The organism is Mesorhizobium sp. LMG 17147, from assembly GCF_024297145.1.
Classification (GTDB): domain Bacteria; phylum Pseudomonadota; class Alphaproteobacteria; order Rhizobiales; family Rhizobiaceae; genus Mesorhizobium.
In genome coordinates, this window is the sequence record NZ_JANCTC010000002.1 from 1 (window position 1) to 22,898 (window position 22,898).

General features: G+C 63.7%; 20 protein-coding genes and 2 pseudogenes. 19 read left to right on the plus strand and 3 right to left on the minus strand.

Translation table 11 applies throughout. The features are described from left to right. Together NMG46_RS03715 and NMG46_RS03720 are read left to right on the plus strand one after the other, a co-directional pair. Positions 1-293: transposase (locus tag NMG46_RS03715; RefSeq protein ID WP_254816403.1), on the plus strand; the 293-nt coding region annotated here is incomplete at its 5' end. A gap of 33 nt (positions 294-326) precedes the next feature. Then, on the plus strand, positions 327-1,559 hold the full coding sequence (locus tag NMG46_RS03720) for an MFS transporter (RefSeq protein WP_254817055.1): 1,233 nt from the start codon (positions 327-329) through the stop codon (positions 1,557-1,559). A gap of 26 nt (positions 1,560-1,585) precedes the next feature. Here the strand turns inward: NMG46_RS03720 and NMG46_RS03725 are convergent, their stop codons facing one another. Next, positions 1,586-2,443, minus strand: coding sequence for a mechanosensitive ion channel family protein (locus NMG46_RS03725; protein WP_254816404.1), 858 nt, complete (start codon positions 2,441-2,443; stop codon positions 1,586-1,588). A 239-nt stretch (positions 2,444-2,682) separates the two neighbouring features. Between NMG46_RS03725 and rsfS the strand changes: the two genes are divergently transcribed. From rsfS to NMG46_RS03765, 8 genes are all read left to right on the plus strand, one after another. Beyond that, positions 2,683-3,060: a ribosome silencing factor gene (rsfS, locus tag NMG46_RS03730; protein ID WP_023678068.1), complete on the plus strand. Its 378-nt coding sequence runs from the start codon at positions 2,683-2,685 to the stop codon at positions 3,058-3,060. A 61-nt stretch (positions 3,061-3,121) separates the two neighbouring features. Continuing rightward, positions 3,122-3,604 (plus strand): 23S rRNA (pseudouridine(1915)-N(3))-methyltransferase RlmH, encoded by a 483-nt coding sequence (gene rlmH, locus NMG46_RS03735; RefSeq protein WP_254816405.1) that lies wholly within the window; start codon positions 3,122-3,124, stop codon positions 3,602-3,604. A 150-nt stretch (positions 3,605-3,754) separates the two neighbouring features. Continuing rightward, a complete protein-coding gene (locus NMG46_RS03740) occupies positions 3,755-5,098 on the plus strand; it encodes a murein hydrolase activator EnvC (RefSeq protein WP_254816406.1) in 1,344 nt (447 codons plus the stop codon). After that, complete coding sequence (locus NMG46_RS03745; RefSeq protein ID WP_023719673.1) at positions 5,099-6,424, plus strand: S41 family peptidase; 1,326 nt, start codon at positions 5,099-5,101, stop codon at positions 6,422-6,424. Between the two features lie 202 nt (positions 6,425-6,626). Beyond that, positions 6,627-7,823, plus strand: coding sequence for a divergent polysaccharide deacetylase family protein (locus NMG46_RS03750; protein WP_254816407.1), 1,197 nt, complete (start codon positions 6,627-6,629; stop codon positions 7,821-7,823). 1 nt (position 7,824) lies between these two features. Beyond that, positions 7,825-8,346 carry an RNA pyrophosphohydrolase gene (locus tag NMG46_RS03755; protein ID WP_254816408.1) on the plus strand — a complete coding sequence of 174 codons (522 nt, stop codon included), beginning with the start codon at positions 7,825-7,827 and terminating at the stop codon, positions 8,344-8,346. 29 nt (positions 8,347-8,375) lie between these two features. Then, positions 8,376-9,545: an alanine racemase gene (alr, locus tag NMG46_RS03760; RefSeq protein WP_254816409.1), complete on the plus strand. Its 1,170-nt coding sequence runs from the start codon at positions 8,376-8,378 to the stop codon at positions 9,543-9,545. 66 nt (positions 9,546-9,611) lie between these two features. Next, entirely contained in the window at positions 9,612-10,940 is a 1,329-nt protein-coding gene (locus tag NMG46_RS03765; RefSeq protein ID WP_368389281.1) for a D-amino acid dehydrogenase, read from the plus strand. Between the two features lie 38 nt (positions 10,941-10,978). Here the strand turns inward: NMG46_RS03765 and NMG46_RS03770 are convergent, their stop codons facing one another. Then, positions 10,979-11,860: a LysR family transcriptional regulator gene (locus NMG46_RS03770; RefSeq protein WP_254816411.1), complete on the minus strand. Its 882-nt coding sequence runs from the start codon at positions 11,858-11,860 to the stop codon at positions 10,979-10,981. Positions 11,861-12,080: 220 nt separating this feature from the next. Between NMG46_RS03770 and NMG46_RS03775 the strand changes: the two genes are divergently transcribed. The 3 genes from NMG46_RS03775 (at position 12,081) to NMG46_RS29660 (ending at position 14,903) form a co-directional block, all read left to right on the plus strand. Continuing rightward, on the plus strand, positions 12,081-13,577 hold the full coding sequence (locus NMG46_RS03775; protein WP_254816412.1) for a CoA-acylating methylmalonate-semialdehyde dehydrogenase: 1,497 nt from the start codon (positions 12,081-12,083) through the stop codon (positions 13,575-13,577). A 402-nt stretch (positions 13,578-13,979) separates the two neighbouring features. Beyond that, positions 13,980-14,276 (plus strand): hypothetical protein, encoded by a 297-nt coding sequence (locus tag NMG46_RS03780; RefSeq protein ID WP_254816413.1) that lies wholly within the window; start codon positions 13,980-13,982, stop codon positions 14,274-14,276. 498 nt (positions 14,277-14,774) lie between these two features. Next, complete coding sequence (locus NMG46_RS29660; protein WP_302893629.1) at positions 14,775-14,903, plus strand: hypothetical protein; 129 nt, start codon at positions 14,775-14,777, stop codon at positions 14,901-14,903. 13 nt (positions 14,904-14,916) lie between these two features. On the opposite strand, the pseudogene NMG46_RS03785 reads toward NMG46_RS29660, so the two are convergent. After that, a pseudogene (locus NMG46_RS03785) lies at positions 14,917-15,593 on the minus strand (GntR family transcriptional regulator). 69 nt (positions 15,594-15,662) lie between these two features. Between NMG46_RS03785 and NMG46_RS03790 the strand changes: the two are divergent. The 6 genes and pseudogenes from NMG46_RS03790 to NMG46_RS03815 all read left to right on the plus strand — a co-directional run. Further along, a complete protein-coding gene (locus NMG46_RS03790; protein WP_254816415.1) occupies positions 15,663-16,556 on the plus strand; it encodes a dihydrodipicolinate synthase family protein in 894 nt (297 codons plus the stop codon). Between the two features lie 48 nt (positions 16,557-16,604). Further along, entirely contained in the window at positions 16,605-17,855 is a 1,251-nt protein-coding gene (locus NMG46_RS03795) for an FAD-binding oxidoreductase (RefSeq protein WP_254816416.1), read from the plus strand. 28 nt (positions 17,856-17,883) lie between these two features. Further along, positions 17,884-18,885, plus strand: coding sequence for a 4-hydroxyproline epimerase (locus NMG46_RS03800; RefSeq protein WP_254816417.1), 1,002 nt, complete (start codon positions 17,884-17,886; stop codon positions 18,883-18,885). A gap of 334 nt (positions 18,886-19,219) precedes the next feature. Continuing rightward, the gene (locus NMG46_RS03805) at positions 19,220-20,122 is read left to right on the plus strand and encodes a branched-chain amino acid ABC transporter permease (RefSeq protein WP_254816418.1); all 903 of its coding nucleotides are present in this window, start codon (positions 19,220-19,222) and stop codon (positions 20,120-20,122) included. Between the two features lie 4 nt (positions 20,123-20,126). Then, positions 20,127-21,755, plus strand: a complete 1,629-nt coding sequence (gene livM, locus NMG46_RS03810) for a high-affinity branched-chain amino acid ABC transporter permease LivM (protein ID WP_254816419.1) — start codon at positions 20,127-20,129, stop codon at positions 21,753-21,755. Then, positions 21,755-22,888 (plus strand): annotated as a pseudogene (locus tag NMG46_RS03815) (ABC transporter ATP-binding protein); the annotation flags it as partial. The gene livM and the pseudogene NMG46_RS03815, both read left to right, overlap by 1 nt. Positions 22,889-22,898: the final 10 nt, after the last annotated feature.

Here is a 22,898-nt window from a genome sequence, read left to right on the forward strand (position 1 = left end):
CTCCGACGCTGGCAAAGGGCGATGTGGTCATCCTCGACAATCTCGCTGCCCACAAGAGTCCGGCCGCCGAGGCAGCCATCCGGGCCAGAGGCGCATGGCTGCTCTTCCTGCCGCCCTACAGCCCCGACCTCAACCCGATCGAAATGGCCTTCGCCAAGCTCAAGGCGCATCTGCGCGCAAAGGCCATCAGAACCATCGACGCCCTGTGGCAGGCCATTGGCGATATCTGCAATCTCTTCTCTCCAACAGAATGCAGAAACTACTTCACTGCCGCAGGCTATGGACTCACATGAAAGTCCGCCGCTCTAGGGCAGCCGGCCCCGTCGATCGCCATTGCCAGTATCCTCTTGTCGATGGCGCTGATCGCCGTCGGCAATGGGCTCATGTTCGCCTATATCCCAGTCCGGCTCGGCGCCGCAGGCTTCGATCCGACTTGGGCGGGGCTGATCGTCACCGGCCTTTCGGCTGGCGGCCTCGCCGGCTGCATCCTGACCGGGCCGCTGGTGCGGCGTGTCGGCCATGCGCGCGTGTTCATGGTGCTGTCAGCACTCATCGTGCTGTCCAACGCCGCGGTCGGCGCCGGGCCGCATCCCTTGCCGTGGATCGCTGCACGGGCGCTCTACGGCTTTGCCATTTGCGGCCTGTTCATCGTCGCGCAGAGCTGGCTGAACGATGTCGTTGCCAACGCCATCCGTGGCCGGGTCATGGCTATTTTCTACGTTGCCTATGTCGCCGGACTCGGCGTCGGCTATTCGACGCTGGCGTTGATCGATATCCGCGCGGCCGATGCGCCGCTGATCGGCATTGCCTTCACCGCGCTGTCGATCCTTCCCGTCGGGCTGACGCGGCTTGCGCAGCCACCGGCGCCGCAAGCGGCGTCCGTGGCGCTCGGCCGCGCCTGGCGGATCTCGCCGGTGGGCGTTGCTGGCATGCTTGCCGTCGGCGGCCTGTCGATGACGATCTCGGGCTTTGCGCCGATCCATGCCACGGCGAAGGGCTACAGCCAGGCCGACGTCGCCTTGCTGCTTTCGGCAATGCCGGTCGGCACGCTGATCCTGCAGATCCCGCTCGGCTGGATTTCCGACCGCACCGACCGGCGCTTCGTGCTGATCGCGGCGTCGGCGCTTGCCGCCGCGGCGGGCCTGTTTGCCCTCGGTTTCGACGGCGGCGCGCTGGTGGCGCTGCTCGTCATCTACGTGGTCTGGGACGGCGCCTCGGAATCGATCTACTCTCTGGCCAGCGCCCATGCCGGCGATCGCGCCGGCAAGGACGACATGGTGGCGCTGTCGAGCTCGCTTTTGTTCGCCTGGTCGCTCTCCGGCTTCGTCGTGCCCGGCATCGTGACCGGGCTTTCCGCCGTATACGGCACGCAGGCCTTCATCTATGTGGCAATCGTCATTGCCGCCGCTTACTGCCTGTTCGTTCTTTGGCGAGTCGTCATGGTGCGGCCCGTGCCCGCCACCGAGACCGGCAGTTTCGCGCCGATGACGGCGCAGGCGCCGTTGCCCGTCGATCTCGCCTTCGCGCCCGAAGGTCAACGCGGGCGCGAAGAAATTTGAACACCCTCCAGCTGGCTTCAAATGCTCTATTGCCGTGTGGCTGAGGCATCCGCCTGCGGCGCTTTCGGTGCCGGCGCCGGGACCGAAAGGCCCTCGGCATCGAACGCCTGCTTGACACTCTTGGTGAGGTCGATCTGGGTGGCGAAGAAGTCGGCAGCCGCCGTCCAGTAGCGCAAGGTGATGGCGACGGTGCTGTCGCCGACGGTCGCGACAAAGGCGATCGGCGCAGGCTGCCGCCTGACACGCCGGTCGGCGGCGGCAACGCCAAGCATGGTCTTTTGCGCGAAGTCGATGTCGTTCCACGAGCCGATGCCGAGCGTGATGTCGCCGCGACGCACACCGTTGCGGGTGAAGTTGCGGACCGGCTGGTTCCATAGGGTCGAGTTGGGTGCAAGCACGTAGACGCCTTCGACCGTCCTCAGCGTTGTAGCGAACAGCCCGATCTCCTCGACGGTGCCGGATATGGCGCCGACCTCGACATATTCGCCGATGCGGAACGGCCGCAGCGCCAGCAGCATGATGCCGGCGGCAATGTTCTGCAGCGTGCCTTGCAGCGCCAGGCCGATGGCCAGGCCGGCGGCACCGATGGCGGCAATGATCGAAGCGGTCTGCACGCCGAACTGGCCGAGAACCATGATCACGACCAGGCCGAGGATGGCGTAGCGGACGACCTGCGAGAAGAAATGGCGGAGCGTTTCGTCGAAGCCATGGATATGGCCGAGGCCGGCATAGATCGAACGCTCGGCGAGGCCGGCGACGATGTAGCCGATGACCAGCAGGATGACGGCGCCGACCGCAGAAAGCGAGTAGGAGACGATCAGCGTGCTGAGTTGCGCCAGGCCGGATTGCACGGTGAGGAGGGCGTTCTGGGGATCGATCGGCATTTCGGGATTCCGGTTTGTGGATGAGCCGATAACCGCTGCGGGGCGAGGCGGTTCCGATTTTCTCGCTCGGAAAGCCTCATATTCGGCCGCTGCCGGGCGCCTGCTTGCGAGCGGTGTCTTGAAACTGCAACCTAACTCTGCCTATCTAAGCAGTGTCACCTGATTTTGAAGGTGATTTGGTTGTTCTTGCTGCGAAAGGAAATACACTGAGAACAGCACTTCGGAAGAAGGCCGACATCGTGCCTTCGCCGGCCGGGATCAGCGTAAACGACGCCGTGTCCCGCGCCATCAAGACAGTCCTTGCCAGTCTGGAAGACTCCAAGGCCGAAAACATCGTCTCAATCGACATTCAGGGGAAATCGAGCCTCGGCGACTACATGGTCGTCGCATCGGGCCGATCGCACCGTCATGTCTCGGCTGTCGCCGATCACCTCCTCAAGGCGCTCAAGGATGCCGGGCTCGGCACGGCGCGCGTCGAGGGGCTGGCTGGCGCCGACTGGGTCCTGATCGATTCGGGCGACATCATCGTCCATGTCTTCCGTCCCGAGGTCCGCGACTTCTACAATCTCGAAAAGATGTGGCAGGCGCCCGATCTCGAGGAGGAGACCCTCCACTGAGCCGTACCCGTCGTGATGTATGTCGTTGTCCGACATGCATCAGCGGCTCGTCGAGGCAAGGATGAAGATTACCGTTCATGCCGTGGGCCGAATGAAAGCCGGCCCCGAGAAGCAGTTGGCCGATCGCTATTTCGAGCGTTTTGCCAAGAGCGGTCCTGCCGTAGGCCTCGAATTCGCCGGGATCGTCGAGATTGCCGAAGGCCGCGCGCAGACGGTCAATGAGCGCCGGCGCGAGGAAGGCCAGAAGCTGCAGACGCACTTGCAACCGGGCACGGCGCTGGTGCTGCTGGATGAGCGCGGCAAGAACCTTTCCTCCGAGGATTTCGCCGGCCGCATAGGCTCGCTGCGCGATGGCGGGCGCAAGGCGCTGGTGATCGCCATTGGCGGCGCCGACGGCCATGACCAGTCGCTGCGCGACCTGGCTGATCTGACGGTGTCGCTCGGCGCGCTGACCTGGCCGCATCAGCTGGTCCGGATAATGCTGGGCGAGCAGCTTTACCGGGCGGCCACGATCCTTTCCGGTCACCCCTACCATCGTCCATGAAGTTGGCTCCGTCGGCGAATTGATGCCAGCCGCCCGGATTTTTGCCCCAATGCTCATCGACAGTTTGGGCTCATGGGGTTTGCGGATCGCGGCCGGGCTCGAACATGGTTGATGGTTCGTTAACGAAGCCGCGCATAGAGTTAGGCTTCAATGTCTGAAGACTGGAAATCACGAACGGGCTCCTGGCGCGTGCGCTACGCCATCGCCGTGGCGGCGATCGCGCTTTCGCTCGGCGTCGCGCGGGCCGAGAACACGCTCGACCTGGCGCCCGACCCGGACCAGAGCCGCGCCGAATACGAAAAAGTATCGAAAGAGATCACGCTGTCGTCCGAGCGGCTGGCCAAGCTCGCCGCCGACATCGCGGCGGTCAAGAAGGACCACGCCTCGATCACCGCGGCGCTGATCCAGTCGGCGATGACCGAGCAGAAGCTCGGCCAGGACATCGAGGACATTGGCGGCAAGCTGGAAGGGCTTAAGGCGCAGGAGCAGAAGATCCGCGCCTCACTGGCCGCCAGACGCGACGTTCTGGCCGAAGTGCTCGGCGCGCTGCAGCGCATGGGGCTCAACCCGCCGCCGGCGATCCTGGTCAAGCCGGAGGACGCATTGTCGTCGGTGCGCAGCGCCATCCTGCTCGGTGCCGTGGTGCCGGAACTGCGCCAGCAGACCGACATGTTGCTGGCCGACCTCAAAGAGCAGTCGCGGGTGACGGCCTCGATCGAGGCCGAGCGGGCGCGGCTGACGGCAGCGATCGGCGAGCAGGCGGCGGAAAAAAAGCGGCTCGGCATGCTGCTCGAAGCCAAGCAGAAGCTCGCCGCCGATACGCAAACCGCGCTGGCCGCCGAAAAGCAGCGGTCCGCGACGTTGGCGGCCAAGGCCGGCAGCCTGAAAGAACTGATCGCCTCGCTCGAGGCCGACAGGGCCCGCAAGGCGGCGGATGCGGCCAAGGCAGCCGAGCAAAAGACGGCCGACGCCGACAAGGGCCCGGCATCGGCTGCGGCGTCGACGGAATTGGCCTCGCTGCCGGTGCCGGAGAGCAACAGGCTCACCGCTGCCGCGCCGTTTTCCGCGCTGCAAGGGCAGATCGCGCTGCCGGTCACCGGCAGGATCAAGCGGCGCTTCGGCGCCGAGGACGGTAACGGCGCGGTGATGCTCGGTGACATGGTTGCGACACAATCGGGAGCCATCGTCACAGCACCGGCGGATGGAAATGTGCTTTATGCGGGGCCTTTCCGCTCTTACGGTCAACTCTTGATCCTGAATGCGGGTGACGGCTATCATGTCGTCCTGGCGGGGATGAGCAGAATCAGCGTCGCGTCTGGCCAGTCGGTGCTCGCAGGTGAGCCGGTCGGCGCGATGGGAGAGGCCCGGGTGGCGAGCACCTCGGCATCGAAGAATGGAAATGCCACGCCGGAGCTCTATGTCGAGTTCCGCAAGGATGGAAAACCCGTCGATCCGGCCCCATGGTGGGCGGACCGTTTTTCTGGAAGGACGTGAATGATGCGGAAACTGTCGCTTCTGTTTGCCGGTGCGCTGATGGGTGCATCGGCGATGAGCCTGGTCTATGGCGCGCCCGGCTCGACGGCGAAGGCTGCGGGCTCCGAGACCTATAAGCAACTGGCGATCTTCGGCGATATCTTCGAACGGGTGCGGGCGAATTATGTGACGCCGCCCGACGACAAGTCGCTGGTTGAAAATGCCATCAACGGCATGCTGTCCTCGCTCGACCCGCACTCCTCCTACATGAACGCCGAAGAAGCGCAGGACATGCGCGTTCAAACCAAGGGCGAGTTCGGCGGCCTCGGCATCGAGGTCACCATGGAGAACGACCTGGTCAAGGTGATCACGCCGATCGACGATACTCCGGCCGCCAAGGCTGGTGTGCTCGCCGGCGACTATATCGCCAAGATCGACGGCGAGGAGGTTCGCGGCCTGACGCTCAACGACGCCGTCGAGAAGATGCGCGGGCTGGTCAACACGCCGATCAAGCTCACCATCCTGCGCCAGGGCGCCGACAAGCCGATCGAACTGACCGTCGTGCGCGACATCATCAAGGTCAAGGCGGTCAAGTTCCGGGTCGAAAACGACATCGGCTACATGAAGATCACCTCCTTTACCGAAAAGACCTATGACGACCTCGAGAATGCCATCGACACCATCAAGAAGCAGGTGCCGAACGACAAGCTCAAGGGTTACGTGCTCGACCTGCGCCTCAATCCGGGCGGTTTGCTCGACCAGGCGGTGAGCGTGTCGGATGCCTTCCTCGACCGTGGCGAGATCGTCTCGACGCGCGGCCGCGATCCGAAGGACGTCACCCGCTTCGACGCACGGGCCGGCGACGACATCGGCGGCAAGCCGCTGATCGTGCTCGTCAATGGCGGCTCGGCCAGCGCATCGGAAATCGTTGCCGGCGCGCTGCAGGATCTGCGCCGCGCCACGGTGGTCGGCACGCAGTCCTTCGGCAAGGGTTCGGTGCAGACCATCATCCCGCTTGGCGAAAACGGGGCGCTGCGGCTGACGACGGCGCTCTATTACACGCCGTCCGGCAAGTCGATCCAGGGCAAGGGCATCACGCCCGACATCAAGGTCGACCAGCCGCTGCCGGCGGAACTGCAGGGCAGGGACCTGACGCGCGGCGAATCCGACCTCAAGGGCCATATCAAGGGCGCCGACGAAGGCACGACCGGTTCGGGTTCGGCAGCCTATGTGCCGCCGGAGCCGAAGGACGATTTGCAGCTCATCTATGCCGAGCAGCTGCTGCGCGGCCAGAAGACCGATCCGGCGTTCCCGCCGAATCCGCAAAAGGCCGTATTGAACCAGTAAGGGCGGGCAAGCCGGGCCAAACAGGTCTGGCTGCCTGAGCGAAGCGATGCGATGCTGCCGGGGCCGCGAGGCTCCGGCAGTTTGATTCGGGGCTGCGGCCGGCATGCTGCGCGTCAAGTGAAGCAAGGGGACGCGCCGACATTTTGGATCTTGCGCCTCCGGAGAAGGTTTTACTTCGGGGATGCACGCCGGGGGTGCGGGCTTGGCTGATATCGGCAAGGACATAGAACGACCTCTCGGACAGGCGATCCGGCCGTCGCGCTCGGGCAGCGGGATCAGCGCCGGTGCGGTCGCGGCCGCGCTTGTCGTGCTGTCGGTGGTCGGCGTCTCCAGCGCGATCGCCTTGCGCGACAAGCCGTTCCGGAAGCTGCAGGAAGTAGCGGTCTCGACGCCGAAGACGCCGGCGGCCGATACCGCCGCGGCGCCTGCCAAGGCGACGCCCGAAACGGCAGCGCCAAGCAACGCAAGCGGCGCCAACATAAGCGGGCTGAAGACGGGCGGTCCGCAGATCATCCATGTCCAGACCGAGGAGGGCGACGGTCCACCCGAGGCGGCCATCGTCATCCGCGACCCTTCGACGATCGGCCAGAACCTCAGGATCGCGCACATTCCCGACAAGGCACTGATCGAGGCCAGCGAGACCGGTCCGCTGCCGATCCGCGCCGCCGACGGCCGGCGCCCGTTCGATGTCTATGCGCGGCCGTGGTCCGGCGCACGCGGTGCACGCGTGGCGCTCGTCATCGGCGGTCTTGCCGTGTCGCAGACCGGCACGCAGGCAGCCATCGCCAAGCTGCCGGCGGAGGTGACGCTGGCCTTCGCGCCGCAAGGCAACAGCATCGGCCGCTGGATGCAGGTGGCGCGGCAGGGCGGCCATGAGGTCATCATGCAGGTGCCGCTCGAGCCGTTCGACTATCCGAACGTCAATCCTGGCCGCAACACGCTGACCGTGGCTGCGACGCCGGACGAGAATTTGAAGAATTTACGCTGGGCGCTGTCGCGAACGACCAACTACACCGGCGTCATGAACTATATGGGCGCCCGCTTTTCGGCCGACGCGACGGCAATGGGGCCGTTGATGGCCGAGCTTGGCAAGCGTGGCCTTGCCTATGTCGATGACGGTTCCTCAGCGCGCAGCCTGGCACCCGAATTGGCGCTGAAGGACGGCGTGCCGTTCGTCGGCGGCGATGCGGCGATCGACGCGGTGCAGGACCGCGGCGCCATATTGAAGAAACTGGATGGGCTGGAAGCGACGGCGCGGGCGAAAGGGTTTGCCGTCGGCATCGGCTCGGCCTTCGACCTCACGGTCGATACCGTATCGTCCTGGGTGACCGAGGCCAAGAAGCGCGGCATCGAGATCGTGCCGATTTCGGCGGTGGCCGTAGATCCGGAAAAAGGCTGAGATGGCAAAGAACAAGCTCGTTGACCCTGCAATTCTGCCCTACCGGCCCTGCGTAGGGGTGATGGTCCTCAATGGCGACGGCCTGGTCTGGCTCGGCCATCGCATTGCCGAGCCGGACAGCGAGTTCGCCGGAACGACACAGCTCTGGCAGATGCCGCAGGGCGGCATCGACGATGGCGAGGAGCCGCTGCTCGCGGCCAGGCGCGAACTCTACGAAGAGACCGGCATGCGCTCGGTGTCGTTGCTGGCCGAGACGCCGCACTGGATCAAATACGATCTGCCGGCCGATCTGGTCGGCGTCGCCTTCAAGGGACGATATCGCGGCCAGACGCAGAAATGGTTTGCCTTCCGCTTCCACGGCGACGAAAGCGAGATCGCGATCAATCCGCCGCCGGGTGGCCACAAGGCCGAATTCGACCGGTGGGCGTGGCGACCGATGCTGGAATTGCCGGGCCTGATCGTGCCGTTCAAGCGCAAGGTCTACGAAGATGTGGTGGCGGCGTTCCGGCACCTGGTGGCGTAGCCGCCAGCCTTCCGCTAAAACAGGTCGGCATGAACGACATCTCCAGCAGATCTCTTCCGCAGAGCGTCTCTCTGCCGCAGGCTGGCGCCCCGAGCGAGCCGATCAGCGAAGCGGCGGCGGGGGCAATCCTGACCATCGATCTCGGCGCCATCCGTGAGAATTACCGGCGGCTGAAGGCGCGGCTGGGCGGCGTCAGCTGTGCTGGAGTGGTCAAGGCCGACGGTTACGGGATTGGCGCGGCGCCGGTGGCGGCGGAACTGATGGCTGAGGGCTGTAATACCTTCTTTGTTGCGCATTTGGCCGGCGGCATCTTGCTGCGCAAGGCGCTCGGCTCAGACCCGGCCATTTATGTGCTGAACGGCATTCCGCCGGGTGCGGAAAGGGAAGCGGTTGCAGCAGGGCTTTGCAGCGTACTCAACAGCGCCAGCCAACTCGCGGCATGGCGCGAAATGGCCGGACGGGTGGGCCGTAAGCTGCCGGCCGCCCTCCAGGTCGACAGCGGCATGTCGCGGCTCGGCATGACGCCGTCCGAGGTGAAGGCAGTCGCGCGGGATCCACAGGCCTTCGACGGTGTCGAACTGACCTTCGTGATGAGCCATCTCGCCTGCGCCGACGAACCCGAGCAACCGGCCAACGAACAGCAACGGCTGGAATTCGAACGGCTGCGCCGAATGCTGCCGGAAGCGCCGGCTTCCCTTGCCAATTCATCAGGCATTTTTCTCGGGCAGCGCTATCACTACGACCTCGTTCGTCCGGGTGCCGCTCTCTATGGCGTCAATCCGACGCCGGCCCAGGACAATCCGATGCTGCCGGTGGTGCGATTGCAGGCCAAGGTCATCCAGATGCGGATGCTGGAGGCCGGCGCCGGTGTCGGCTACGGCCACACTTTCCATGCCAAGGCCCCGCTTGCCGCGGCGACGATTTCGCTCGGCTACGGCGATGGCTGGCATCGTCGCGCCGCTTCCGCTGCCTGGTTCGAAAATGTGCGGCTGCCCTTCGTCGGTCGGATTTCGATGGATACGATCATCCTCGACATTTCCGCACTGCCGCCTGGCAAGCTGAAGGCCGGCGACCTCGTTGAACTGATCGGGCCGTCGTCGCAGACGGTGGACCAGGTAGCCGGCCAGGCCGGCACTATCGGTTATGAGGTCTTGACCAGCCTCGGCCACCGTTTCCACCGGCGCTATGTGAATCGCTAGGACGCAAGCTTGTTGTCCTCACGCATGTCTTTTCCCTAAGCATCGGCACTTGGCTGACGCCACAGAATCCGGCAGACAGAAGGCGGCGATGATCCCGGTCTCGAATCCCGACGAGATGCCGCCGCGGAGAACCAAACGATGAAGATCTTCGTGCTGGGCGGCGGCGTGATCGGGGTCACCACCGCCTATTTTCTTGCCGAGGCCGGCCATCAGGTGACCGTGATCGATCGCCAGAAAGGCCCGGCGCTGGAAACCAGCTTTGCCAATGCCGGCGAGATCTCGCCCGGCTATGCCTCGCCCTGGGCCGGGCCCGGCGTTCCGCTGAAGGCCATCAAATGGCTTTTGATGAAGCACGGCCCACTGGTGGTGCGACCGGCCCTCGATCCGCATATGTGGATATGGCTGGTCAAGATGCTGCGCAATTGCACGGCTGAACGCTACGCGCTGAACAAGGCGCGCATGGTGCCGCTGGCCGAGTACAGCCGCGACACGCTGAAGGCGCTGCGCGAGGCGACCGGTATCGCCTATGACGAGCGCGCAAAGGGCACGCTGCAGCTTTTCCGAACGCAAAAGCAGCTCGACGGCGTCGGTGGCGATGTCGAGGTGCTGAAGACCTATGGCGTCCCCTACCAGGTTCTCGACCCCGACGGCTGCATTGCGGCCGAACCCGCGCTGGCTGGCGTGCGCGAAAAATTCGTCGGTGGCCTGCGGTTGCCCGGCGACGAAACCGGCGACTGCAAGATGTTTACCGACAGGCTTGCCGAGCTTTGCGCGGCACGCGGCGTCACCTTCGAATACGACACGGAGATACGGCGCGTCGTCAAGAAGCGCGATCGCATCACCAACATCAGCACCAGCAAGGGCTGGATGGTCGCTGATGCCTATGTGATGGCGATGGGCAGCTATTCGGCGCGGTTCATGCGCATGCTGAAGCGCCCCATCCCGGTCTACCCGGTCAAGGGCTATTCGATCACCCTGCCGATCAAGGACGCCACCGCCGCACCGGCCTCGACCGTGATGGACGAGAGCTACAAAGTAGCGATCACCCGGCTCGGCGATCGTATCCGGGTCGGCGGCACGGCGGAGATTTCCGGCTTCGATCTGCGGCTGCACGAACCGCGGCGCCGCACGCTCGAACATTCGGTCAGCGACCTGTTTCCGGGCAGCGGCGACATGCGATCGGCGACCTTCTGGTGCGGGCTGCGGCCGATGACACCGGACGGGCCGCCGCTGATCGGCCGCACCGATTTCTCCAATCTCTATCTCAATACCGGCCATGGCACACTCGGTTGGACCATGGCCTGCGGCTCGGCTAAGGTTCTAGCCGACATCATCTCCAGCCGGGTGCCGGACATCGACGTCGGCGATCTCGGGCCGGAACGATACACCAAGTAAGACCCCAGCAGCTCAAGACAGCCGCCGGCCGATAGGCTTCATGCAAACAAACCCCTGTCCCGTTCGACGGCCTTGGTGATGAAGCTCGAGACGACCTGGACGCGGCGCAGCGGCCTGACCGATTCATGATAGACCAGCCAGTAGGCGCGGCGAATGGGTGCGACGATATCGAGGGGCACCAACTCCGGCATCGAGCGGGCAACGAAGGTGTGCAGTATGCCGATCCCGGCGCCGGAACGCACCGCTTCGGCCTGGCCGAGCGCGGAGGAAATGGCGAAGCTGGTGCGCCAGTCGGCGCTGAATTCGGCCGCGTAGTCGAGCGAGGGACTGACGATCAGATCCGGCACGTAGCCGATCAGCGTATGCTGCCCTAGCTCGGCGGCGGTTCCGGGCAGGCCATGGGTGTCGGCGTAGGCGCGCGACGCGAACAGGCCGAGCGTGTAGTCGACCAGCTTTCCCGCCACCAGGCGGCCTTCCGTCGGCCGCTCGACGGTGATGGCAATGTCGGCCTCGCGCCGTGACAAGGAGAAGGAGCGTGGTACCGGCACCAACTGGATGGTGAGTTCACGGTGCAGAGCGGTCAGCGCGCCGAGGCGCCTGGCCAGGAAGGCGACGCCAAAACCGTCCGGCGCGCCGATCCGCACGGTGCCCGACACGTCGTCGCCTTCGCCTGAAACAGTCGAGCGCGCGGCGATCATGTCGCCCTCCATGCGTTCGGCGATCTCGAGGAAACGCTCGCCCGCCGGCGTCAGCTCACTGCCGGTGGTAAGCCGGCGAAACAGTTTTGTCCTGAGCGCATCCTCGAGGGCGGCGATGCGGCGCGAGACGGTCGCGTGATTAAGCTCCAGCCGCCTGGCGGCGCCGAGGATCTGACCGGCCCGCGCCACGGCAAGGAAGATGCGGGCATCATCCCAGTTCATCGGGATGGTCCGGATGATGACGATTACGGCAGCGCTCGACGGCGAAGAAACTCAATTTCTCTATCCCATGGCGTACACCACACATCTCTATCATTTGCGCGATTTGATGCACAGACACCCGCTGCTATCTATTTTCTGCACAACGGTTGCGTTTTCGCTCGCGTTGCCATCGCTCTCGCAAAGGCGGACAATGCCTCATCACGAACCAGGGAGAGAGACCATGATCGAATACGGTCATTTCATCGGCGGCAAGCGCGTCGCCGGAACCAGCGGCCGCAAGCAGGACGTCATGCAGCCGATGGACGGCACGGTGCGCGGCACGGTGGCGCTGGCTTCGCAGGCGGAATTGCGCGCGGCGGTCGAAAACGCCAAGGCGGCACAGCCCGGCTGGGCGGCGACCAACCCGCAGCGGCGCGTGCGCGTCCTGATGCGGTTCCTCGAGCTGATCGCCAAGGAGTATGACGCGCTGGCCGAGATATTGGCGCGCGAACACGGCAAGACCATCGCCGACGCCAAGGGCGACATCCAGCGGGGCCTCGAAGTGGTCGAGGTCTGCATCGGTGCGCCGCACATGATGAAGGGCGAGTTCACCGATGGCGCAGGCCCCGGCATCGACGTCTATTCGATGCGCCAGCCGCTCGGCGTCGTCGCCGGCATCACGCCGTTCAATTTTCCGGCGATGATCCCGCTGTGGAAGATCGCGCCGGCCATCGCCTGCGGCAATGCCTTCATCCTCAAGCCGTCCGAGCGCGACCCGGGCGTGCCGATGCGCATTGCCGAACTGTTCATCGAGGCCGGCCTGCCGGCGGGCATCCTCAATGTCGTCAACGGCGACAAGGAAGTGGTCGACGCCATCCTCGACGATCCCGACATCAAGGCCATCGGTTTCGTCGGCTCGACACCGATCGCCCAGTACATCTACTCGCGCGGCTGCGCGGCCGGCAAGCGCGTGCAGTGCTTCGGCGGTGCCAAGAATCACATGATCATCATGCCGGATGCCGACATGGACCAGACCGTCGACGCGCTGATCGGCGCCGGCTACGGCTCGGCCGGCGAGCGCTGCATGGCGATCTCGGTGGCCGTTCCGGTCGGCAACGACACCGCCAACCGGCTGATGGAAAGACTGGTGCCGCGGGTCGAGAGCCTGAAGGTCGGTCCGTCGACCGATTCTTCCGCCGATTTCGGCCCGCTGGTCACGGCACAGGCGCTGGAGCGGGTCAAGTCCTATGTCGACACCGGCGTCAAGGAAGGCGCCAAGCTGGTCGTCGACGGACGCGGCTTTTCCATGCAAGGCTACGAGAACGGCTACTATATGGGCGGCTGCCTGTTCGACAACGTGACCGCCGACATGCGCATCTACAAGGAAGAGATCTTTGGGCCGGTGCTCTCGGTGGTGCGCGCGCCGACCTACGAGAACGCCATCAAGCTCGCCAACGAGCACGAAATGGGCAATGGCGTCGCCATCTTCACCCGCGACGGCGACGCGGCGCGCGACTTCGCCTCGCGAGTCCAGGTCGGCATGGTCGGCATCAACGTGCCGATCCCGGTGCCGATCGCCTACTATACGTTTGGCGGCTGGAAGGCGTCCTCCTTTGGCGACCTCAACCAGCACGGGCCGGACGCGTTCCGCTTCTACACCAAGACCAAGACGGTGACGTCGCGCTGGCCGTCCGGCGTGAAGGATGGCGCCGAATTCGTCATTCCGACGATGAATTAGCCGGACGGTTTTCTGTCTGCGCGTCCTCGCCTTCCGCTTCGGGCGCGCGGGCCGGCGTGAAGGATGGCGCCGAGTTCGTCATTCCGACGATGAATTAGCCGGACGGTTTTCTGTCTGCGCGTCCTCGCCCTTTGGCTTCGGGCGCGCGGGCCGGCGTGAAGGATGGCGCCGAATTCGTCATCCCGACGATGAACTGATCCAGATCGCGGAAAAAGAAGGCCTGGGCTCGACCCGGGCCTTTTTTTCGTCGCGGTCTTCATCGGCATGAACACTAATGTGATGGAACCAAGAAGGCAGCAATCTTCTTAGGTTGCAGTCCTGCCGCGAAGCAGACGCTGGCAGATCAACCAACGGCGCTGGTGACGGCTCCGGGGATATCGTCCGGCGCAAAGGAGGTGTCAGATGACACGTCTCATGGCGACTGTAGCTTGCGTTGCGATGGCCCTTTCCGCCGTCCCGGCAATGGCTGCCGAGCAATGTGCGGCACGCGCCGATATGGTGAAGGCGCTCGGCGAGAAGTTTCATGAAAACCCGAGTGCGGTCGGCGTCGTCAATCCGAATGTGGTGCTTGAAGTCTTCGTTTCCGACAAGGGCACATGGACCATCCTCGCCAGCGACACAAAAGGCCAAAGCTGCGTGATTTCAGTCGGCGAAGGCTGGGAGAGCGCGATGACGACAGCGGCGCTGCCAGGCACCTGATGAGGTTCCACGCTCGCGCGTAGCAGCGGCCTCGGCATGGCCGCGCAGCCTAGTGGCCCATTCTTTCGGCAACAACCGTAAAACGGATCTGCAGGCGCCCGCTTGGGCGCCTGCTTGCGCTTTTCCATTGCCGATACCATATATCGAGAACATAATGGGAACATCTAGAACCGTTCCCACCGATGGCAGACCGGAACACAGAAAGGAACGACGCGATGATGATGACGTCGGAACCGGCCTGGATCGCTCCGGCAAAATGAGGCTGTCAAACCCCTCCTTTGCCGGAACGCGATGGCAAAGGAGGTGCCTATGGCACACAAATCGCTGTTGGGATGGGTGAAAACCCTGGTTCTTGCTGGCGCATTGGCGATGGGTACGAACACCGCAAGCGCGCAATATCAATAATACTGCGTTGAACATGGCGAGCTCGTCGCCCATTTGAGCGAGAAGTTCCAGGAAAGGCAGTTTGCTTTGGGGCTGATCGGTCATGAGGCGGTCATGGAAGTCTTTGTCGCCGAGACCGGAACCTGGAGTATCGTCGTCACCGATATCGCCGGCAGAAGCTGCATCGTCGCGGCCGGCGACAATTGGGAAAACGTGATGGCCCTGCCCGGCCAGGGCGCATGACGAAATGACAGGCTCAGCGTGTGGCAGCTGCCTCGGCATGGCCGCGCAAAAGTGCCATCAGGCGCTTGGCGTCCTTGGCTGCGGCCTCCTCGTCGCCTGCTAGGATCGAGCGGATCAGCGCGACATGATGCTCGGCGGATTCGGCCAAGCCGGTATCGGCCTTGTAGCGGAACCAGAAACGGCGGCTGTGGGTTTGCAAGGGCGCCGCCAGGCGCGCGGCGAACGGGTTGTCGGCAGCCAGCGCCAGCGCCTCGTCGAGCGCCTTGTCGGCCTGGATGAAGTAAAACACATTTTCCGAAATCACCGCCTTTTGCATGGCAAGGGCAGCGTCATGGAACAGGTCGGCGGCCTCGCGGGTGACGAAGCGAGCGGCCGAGCGGGCAAGCACCACCTCGACGCCACGGCGGGCGTCGAGGACACGCAGCCAGTCGCCGGGGTGCAGCGGGGCAATGGCAATGCCGGCGCGCGGCCGGACCTCGAGCAGCCCCTCCCAAGCCAGTCGCTGGATCGCTTCGCGAACCGGGGTGCGGCCGAGGCCGAGCCTGTCGATCAGCGCCCCCTCGGTGATGAAGCTCGCCGGCGCCAGCTCGAGAGTGCTCGAGCCTGCGGTAGGCCTTCGCAGTTGCCGGCTCGGAGCCCGGGCTGTCATATACCAATACGGCTTCTCCTGATATATTGTTGATATATCATATCAGATTCAACGTTGACAGCCGGCTTCTTAAGAAATATACGACTGATATATCAGATGGAGCGATCGACATGTGGGCCGGAGTCTTCCCCGCCGTTACGACCAAATTCACCGAGGACGACGGCCTCGACCATGCCGAGATGGAGCGCTGCTTTGCGCTGCAGATGGAGGCCGGCTGTGACGGCATCATCGTATGCGGGTCGCTCGGCGAAGGCCCGATGCTGTCGCATGACGAGAAGATCGCGGTGCTGAAGACCGCCCAGAAGATCGCCGGCAAAAAACCGGTGCTGTTGACGGTCAACGAGGCCGGTACACGCGAGGCGGCGGCGATCGCACGCCGCGCCGCCAAGGAAGGCGCCAACGGTTTGATGGTGGTGCCGAGCCCGATCTACCATACCAATGCCGAGGAGACGGTCGCGGCACTCAGCGCCGTCGCCGCGGCCGGCGACCTGCCGGTAATGATCTACTCCAACCGGCTTGCCTATCGCGTCGACGTCACCGTCGACCAGATGGAGGAGTTGGCCAAGGACCAGCGCTTCGTCGCCATAAAAGAGTCCTCGGACGACATCCGCCGCTCGACCGAGATCATCAATCGCCTCGGCGACCGCTACGACCTGTTCACCGGCGTCGACAATCTCGCCTTTGAGGCGCTGTCGGTCGGCGCCATCGGCTGGGTGGCGGGCCTGGTCACCGCGTTCCCGCGCGAGACCGTCGCCATCTACCAGCTGATGAGACAGGGCCGCCGCGAGGAGGCGTTGAAGATCTACCGCTGGTTCCGGCCGCTGCTCGACCTCGACGTCTCGACCTATCTGGTGCAGAACATCAAGCTCGCCGAAGTTTGGGCGATCAACACCAACGACCGCGTGCGCATGCCGCGCCAGCCATTGTCCGGCGAGCGGCGCAAGGCAGTCGAAAAGGTCGTCAGGGATGCGCTGGCCGTGCGGCCGCAACTGCCGGCATTCTGATCCAGTGCCTTCGAGGGTGTTTGCAGATGTGCAGCGCGGCGCATGGCAATGAATGACAATGCTACGCTCGATGTCGCCATCATTGGTGGCGGCATTATCGGCATCTGCGCTGCCGCATTTCTGGCCGAGGCGGGGCGAAACGTCACGATCTTCGATCGGACGGGGATCTGCGAGGAGACCAGTTCCGGCAATGCCGCCGCCTTTGCCTTCTCCGACGTGCTGCCGCTCGCCCACAAGGGCATGATCAGGCAACTGCCGAAATGGCTCGCCGACCCGCTCGGCCCGCTCAGCATCCCACCCGCCTATCTGCTGAAGCTGCTGCCCTGGCTGGTCCGCTTCTGGCGCGCCGGCCGAAGCGACCGCTATGAAGCCGGCCTTGCCGCACAGGCCGGGATGATGAAGCTCGCCGAGGCGGAATGGATGGGTTTGCTCGACCGTTCCGGCACACGGCCGATGCTGCACGAGGACGGCTCGCTCGAACTCTACGAAAGCGAAGCCGAGTTCAAGGCCTCACTGCCCGGCTGGGCGGCAAGGCACCGCTTCGGCATCGGCTTCAGCCATGTCGAGGGGAGCGCTCTCGCCGCCTTGCAGCCCGGTCTGTCGCCGCGCTTCGTCAAGGGAACGTTCGTGCCGGGGTGGAAAACCGTCGCCGACCCCAAGCGGCTTGGAAAGGCGTTATGGGCCTATGCCGAGAGGTTGGGCGCCGCGTTCGAAAGGGCCCGGATCGAGCGTGTCGAGGCGGGACAGGACGGCGCGATCCTGACCATGGCCGACGGCACGAGGCGACGGGCGAAGCATCTCGTCATCGCTGCCGGAGCCTGGTCGCATCTGTTGGCGAGACATCTCGGCGACGGAATCCCGCTGGAGACCGAGCGTGGCTACAACACGACGCTGCCGAAGACTGCCTTCGACGTAAGGCGGCAATTGATCTTTTCCGGGCATGGCTTCGTCATCACGCCGCTCGAGACGGGCCTGCGCGTCGGTGGTGCGGTCGAACTTGGCGGGCTTGAAAGGCCGCCCAATTATGCGCGCTCGAAAGCGCTGCTCGAAAAGGCGCAGAAATTCCTGCCGGGACTGGATCCGGCCAATGGGCGCGAATGGATGGGGTTCCGGCCGTCGCTGCCGGATTCGCTGCCGGTGATCGGGCAGTCGCAAAAAACGCCGTCGGTGGTGTACGGTTTCGGCCATGGTCACCTCGGCCTGACCCAGGCCGCGGCGACCGGACGCTTGATCCGCGAGCTCGTTCTCGGGCAGAGTCCATCGCTCGATCTCGGTCCGTTCAGCCCGCAACGATTTTGAGATCGAAGACATTCAGTTGGGAGCCGGCATGGCCAAGCATTCCTTCTTCTGCATAGACGGCCACACCTGCGGCAATCCGGTGCGGCTGGTCGCCGGCGGCGGACCGCTGCTCAACGGCTCGACGATGATGGAGCGGCGAGCGCATTTCCTGGCCGAATACGACTGGATCCGCACCGGCCTGATGTTCGAGCCGCGCGGCCATGACGTGATGTCCGGCTCGATCCTCTATCCGCCGACGCGCGAGGATTGCGACATCGCCATCCTGTTCATCGAAACCTCGGGCTGCCTGCCGATGTGCGGCCACGGCACCATCGGCACGGTGACCTTTGCCGTCGAAAATGGATTGATCAAGCCGAAGAGGCCGGGCGTGCTCAGGCTGGATACGCCGGCGGGCGTGGTCGTCGCCGAGTACAGCCAAGTCGGCGATTATGTCGAGGAGGTGCGCATCACCAATGTGCCGTCCTTCCTCTATGCCGAGGGACTGACGGTCGAATGCCCCGGGCTCGGCGAGGTCAGCGTCGATGTCGCCTACGGCGGCAATTTCTACGCCATCGTCGAACCGCAAAAGAACTATTGCGACATGGCCGACCATTCGGCCGGCGAGCTGATCGCCTGGAGCCCGGTGGTGCGGCAGCGGCTCAACGAGAAATATTCCTTCGTCCACCCGGAGAATCCCGGCATTGACAAGCTGTCGCACATATTGTGGACCGGGGCGCCGACCAACCCGCAAGCCGATGCCCGCAACGCCGTCTTCTACGGCGACAAGGCAATCGACCGCTCGCCCTGCGGCACCGGCACCTCGGCGCGGATGGCGCAGCTTCACGCCAAGGGCAAGCTTGGGGTCGGCGACGACTTCGTCCATGAATCGATCATCGGGTCGCTGTTCAAGGGCAGGGTGGAGAAAGAGGTCACCGTCGCCGGCAAGCCGGCAATTATTCCGTCGATCGGCGGGTGGGCGCGGATGACCGGATTGAACACGATCTTCATCGACGACCGCGACCCGTTCGCGCACGGCTTCGTCGTCAAATAGAGAAAACGCTTACGTTAGGGAAAGACAGAGAGCGCAACGGATTGCCTTTGACGGCGCAACGATCCCGCCCATCAACTTATTTTGACGGCGATTTCTTCGACATGAGGCGCATGGAGCGATTGAATCGTCAAAGACATTGCGTTAGGCCAATGGTAGGGTCCGCGATGGTCCAGGGGGCGGACGGGAACAAAACGGGCAATCGGACGGCGTGCGGCGAAAACACGCGTAATGATCGAAAAATCACGTTGCAATCCGGGCTCGAAACTTTACGACTAGGGAAAATACGAAAAGGAATGCGTCTGCATGGGCGACATTCCAGGGGAGCCACGACAGCATGCAGTATTTTGTCCAGCAGCTTATCAACGGGCTGACGCTGGGATCGATCTATGGGCTGATAGCGATCGGCTATACGATGGTCTACGGCATCATCGGCATGATCAATTTCGCCCATGGCGACATTTTCATGATCGGCGCCTTCACCGCGCTCATCGTTTTCCTTATCCTCGGTGCGTTGTTCTATTCGCTGCCGATCGTCGTTGCGCTGCTGATCATGATGATCGTCGCGATGCTGCTGACCAGCCTGTATAATTGGACGATCGAGAAGGTGGCCTACCGGCCTTTGCGTGGTTCATTCCGGCTGGCGCCGCTGATCACTGCGATCGGCATGTCGATTGCGCTGTCCAATTTCGTCCAGGTGACGCAAGGGCCGCGCAACAAGCCGGTCCCGCCAATGGTGTCCACGGTCTACAACATCGAAGGCATCAGCGTCTCGCTGAAGCAGATCATCATCGTCCTGGTCACCATAGTCCTGCTCGCGGTGTTCTGGTACCTAGTCAACAAGACCTCGCTCGGCCGGGCGCAGCGCGCCTGCGAGCAGGATCGCAAGATGGCCGCACTGCTCGGCGTCGACGTCGATCGCACCATCTCGATCACCTTCATCATGGGCGCCGCCCTCGCCGCCGTCGCCGGCACGTTGTTCCTGATGTATTACGGCGTGGTGGTGTTTTCCGACGGCTTTACGCCCGGTGTGAAGGCGTTTACTGCCGCGGTGCTCGGCGGCATCGGCTCACTGCCCGGCGCCGTGCTCGGCGGGCTGATGATTGGTTTCATCGAAAGCATGTGGTCGGCTTACTTCTCGATCGACTACAAGGACGTCGCCGCCTTCTCCATCCTGGCGATCGTGCTGATCTTCCTGCCTTCCGGCATTCTCGGCCGGCCAGAAGTCGAAAAGGTCTGAGATCATGGCGGTTACCGTGTCTCCGGAAAGCACCGTCGTCGCCACCCCGGTCCAGCGCGCTTTTCGCGAAGCGCTCTATGCCGGCGCCATCTCGCTTGGCCTGTTCGTGCTGTTCATCGGCCTGAAGACCGACCAGAACATCTCCAACGAACTGATCCTGGTGCAGCGCTGGGGCTTGCTCGCCGGCGTCGTGATCGCCACCATGGCCGGACGCTTCCTTTATGTCGCCTATGGCCAGCCCTTCCTGGCGAACCAGAAGATCGTCGACGTCGCTACCGGCCTGCTGCCGGTCAGCCTGGCTTCGCGATTCTTCCGCCTTCCCGCGTTCATCGTAGCGCTCGCCGTCGCCGTTATTCTGCTCGCGCTCAGCGGCTTCCTGACCGAGGCTTTAGGGCCGGAACTTTCCGATTTTGTGCGGTTCCTGCGGGCACTTGCAATCATCTATGCACTAGCCTGGCTGATATATCGTTTCCGGGCCTTCATTCATTCTCATTTCTCGGCATTGGGCATAACCGCACTGGCGCTCTACCCGATTATCGTGGTGTTGGTGCTGGCGCTATATGCCGGGTCCATGGCGGCCGGTTTCCAGGGTTCGCTGAAGTATGTCGACAATTTCGGCATCCAGATCCTGATCTACGTGATGCTGGCCTGGGGGTTGAATATTGTTATTGGCTTGGCCGGCCTGCTGGACCTAGGCTATGTCGCCTTCTACGCCGTCGGTGCCTATGCCTATGCGCTGCTCGGCACGCATTACGGCCTTTCCTTCTGGATCCTGCTGCCCGCCGCCGGCCTGATGGCTGCATTCTGGGGCGTGATGCTGGGCTTCCCTGTGTTGCGCCTGCGCGGTGACTATCTGGCGATCGTGACGCTCGCTTTCGGCGAGATCATAAGGCTGGTGATCATCAACTGGCGCGAAGTGACCAACGGCTCGGCCGGGATTTCCGGCATCCCGAAGGTCTCGTTCTTCGGCCTGATGTCGTTCAACGTCTCCGACCCGAACTACATCTCCAAGGTGCTCGGCATCGCGCAGTCCGGTGCCTACTACAAGATCTTCCTCTACTACCTGATCCTTGGACTCTGCCTGCTGACCGCCTTCGTCACGGTGAGGCTCAGGCGCCTGCCGGTCGGCCGCGCCTGGGAAGCGCTGCGCGAGGACGAGATCGCCTGCCGCTCGCTCGGCATCAACACCACCACCACCAAGCTCACGGCCTTTGCCACGGGTGCGATGTTCGGCGGCTTCGCCGGCTCGTTCTTCGCGGCGCGGCAAGGCTTCGTCAGCCCGGAATCCTTCGTCTTCCTGGAATCGGCGATCATCCTTGCCATCGTCGTGCTTGGTGGCATGGGCTCGCTGGTCGGCATTGCCGTCGCCGCCATGGTGATGATCGGCGGCACCGAAATCCTGCGCGAACTGGATTTCCTCAAGACCGGCCTGAGTTGGGGCAACATCAAGGTCATACCCGGGTTCGGCCCCGACTTCACGCCGGAGCTTTATCGCATGCTGTTGTTCGGCATGGCCATGGTCATCGTCATGCTGTGGAAGCCGCGTGGCTTCGTCGGCAGCCGCGAGCCGACAGCCTTCCTCAAGGTGCGCAGGGCGGTGTCCGGGTCCTTCACCAAGGAGGGACACGGCTGATGAACGCGAGCCCCTCCGTGAACGATGCCATCCTGCAGGTCGAGCATCTGTCGATGAAGTTCGGCGGTCTCATCGCCATCGGCGATTTGTCATTCCAGGCCAAACGTGGCGAGATCACCGCGCTGATCGGCCCCAACGGCGCCGGCAAGACCACCGTGTTCAATTGCATCACCGGTTTCTACAAGCCGTCGGAAGGCATGATCACGCTCAACCGGCGCGACGGCTCGACCTTCCTGCTCGAACGCCTGCCGAACCATGAGATCCCGGCGCGGGCCAAAGTGGCGCGCACCTTCCAGAACATCCGCCTGTTCTCGGGCATGACGCTGCTGGAGAACCTGCTGGTGGCCCAGCACAACAAACTGATGAAGGCGTCCGGCTATACCGTTCTCGGCCTGTTCGGTTATAGCGGATACAGACAGGCTTCGGCGGAATCGGTTGAACTCGCCGAGCACTGGCTGGAGAAGGCCGATCTCGTCGACCGCGCCGACGATCCTGCCGGCGATCTGCCATATGGCGCGCAGCGACGGCTCGAAATTGCTCGCGCCATGTGCACCGGCCCTGAGCTTCTGTGCCTAGACGAGCCGGCCGCCGGCCTTAATCCGAAGGAATCGGCGGCGCTCAATGCGCTGCTGATGGACATCAAGGACAACACCGGCACCTCGATCCTTTTGATCGAGCACGACATGGCGGTGGTCATGCAGATTTCGGACCATGTCGTCGTCCTCGAATACGGGCGCAAGATCTCCGACGGCAACCCGCAATCGGTACGAACCGACCCGCGCGTCATTGCCGCCTATCTCGGCGTCGAAGACGAGGACGTCGAGACGGTACTGACCGAAGTCGGCGACGAGGACGTCATCGAGCAACTGGATACGGGTCCGGATGCCGCGCATGGACCGGGCACATCGTCTTCCTATCTCGCCGGACCGGTGGCCGATACCGTCGGCCATAGCGAGGGCGAACGCGTCACAGTGTCAAAGGGCGCTTCGAAGGCCGGGCAGATCGATGCAAGGTCGAGCGCTGCTGCTGCAAAGTCCGGATCGCCGGCCAAAACCAAATCGGCCGCGAAATCTTCCACGGCAAAGCCGGGCAAGGCTCCGGCGAAGTCGAAAACTCCCGGCACCTCTAATCGGCGTGGGGGGC

What these genes read in the sequence shown, in the direction of transcription:
- livM (WP_254816419.1), top strand. Translation starts at nt 20,127, where the DNA reads ATGGCGGTTACCGTGTCTCCGGAAAGCACCGTCGTCGCCACCCCGGTC.
- alr (WP_254816409.1), top strand. Translation starts at nt 8,376, where the DNA reads ATGAACGACATCTCCAGCAGATCTCTTCCGCAGAGCGTCTCTCTGCCG.
- rlmH (WP_254816405.1), top strand. Translation starts at nt 3,122, where the DNA reads ATGAAGATTACCGTTCATGCCGTGGGCCGAATGAAAGCCGGCCCCGAG.
- NMG46_RS03800 (WP_254816417.1), top strand. Translation starts at nt 17,884, where the DNA reads ATGGCCAAGCATTCCTTCTTCTGCATAGACGGCCACACCTGCGGCAAT.
- NMG46_RS03755 (WP_254816408.1), top strand. Translation starts at nt 7,825, where the DNA reads ATGGCAAAGAACAAGCTCGTTGACCCTGCAATTCTGCCCTACCGGCCC.
- NMG46_RS03805 (WP_254816418.1), top strand. Translation starts at nt 19,220, where the DNA reads ATGCAGTATTTTGTCCAGCAGCTTATCAACGGGCTGACGCTGGGATCG.
- NMG46_RS03790 (WP_254816415.1), top strand. Translation starts at nt 15,663, where the DNA reads ATGTGGGCCGGAGTCTTCCCCGCCGTTACGACCAAATTCACCGAGGAC.
- NMG46_RS03745 (WP_023719673.1), top strand. Translation starts at nt 5,099, where the DNA reads ATGATGCGGAAACTGTCGCTTCTGTTTGCCGGTGCGCTGATGGGTGCA.
- NMG46_RS03780 (WP_254816413.1), top strand. Translation starts at nt 13,980, where the DNA reads ATGACACGTCTCATGGCGACTGTAGCTTGCGTTGCGATGGCCCTTTCC.
- NMG46_RS03725 (WP_254816404.1), bottom strand. Translation starts at nt 2,443, where the DNA reads ATGCCGATCGATCCCCAGAACGCCCTCCTCACCGTGCAATCCGGCCTG.
- NMG46_RS03770 (WP_254816411.1), bottom strand. Translation starts at nt 11,860, where the DNA reads ATGAACTGGGATGATGCCCGCATCTTCCTTGCCGTGGCGCGGGCCGGT.
- NMG46_RS29660 (WP_302893629.1), top strand. Translation starts at nt 14,775, where the DNA reads ATGGAAGTCTTTGTCGCCGAGACCGGAACCTGGAGTATCGTCGTCACC.
- NMG46_RS03740 (WP_254816406.1), top strand. Translation starts at nt 3,755, where the DNA reads ATGTCTGAAGACTGGAAATCACGAACGGGCTCCTGGCGCGTGCGCTAC.
- NMG46_RS03775 (WP_254816412.1), top strand. Translation starts at nt 12,081, where the DNA reads ATGATCGAATACGGTCATTTCATCGGCGGCAAGCGCGTCGCCGGAACC.
- NMG46_RS03795 (WP_254816416.1), top strand. Translation starts at nt 16,605, where the DNA reads ATGAATGACAATGCTACGCTCGATGTCGCCATCATTGGTGGCGGCATT.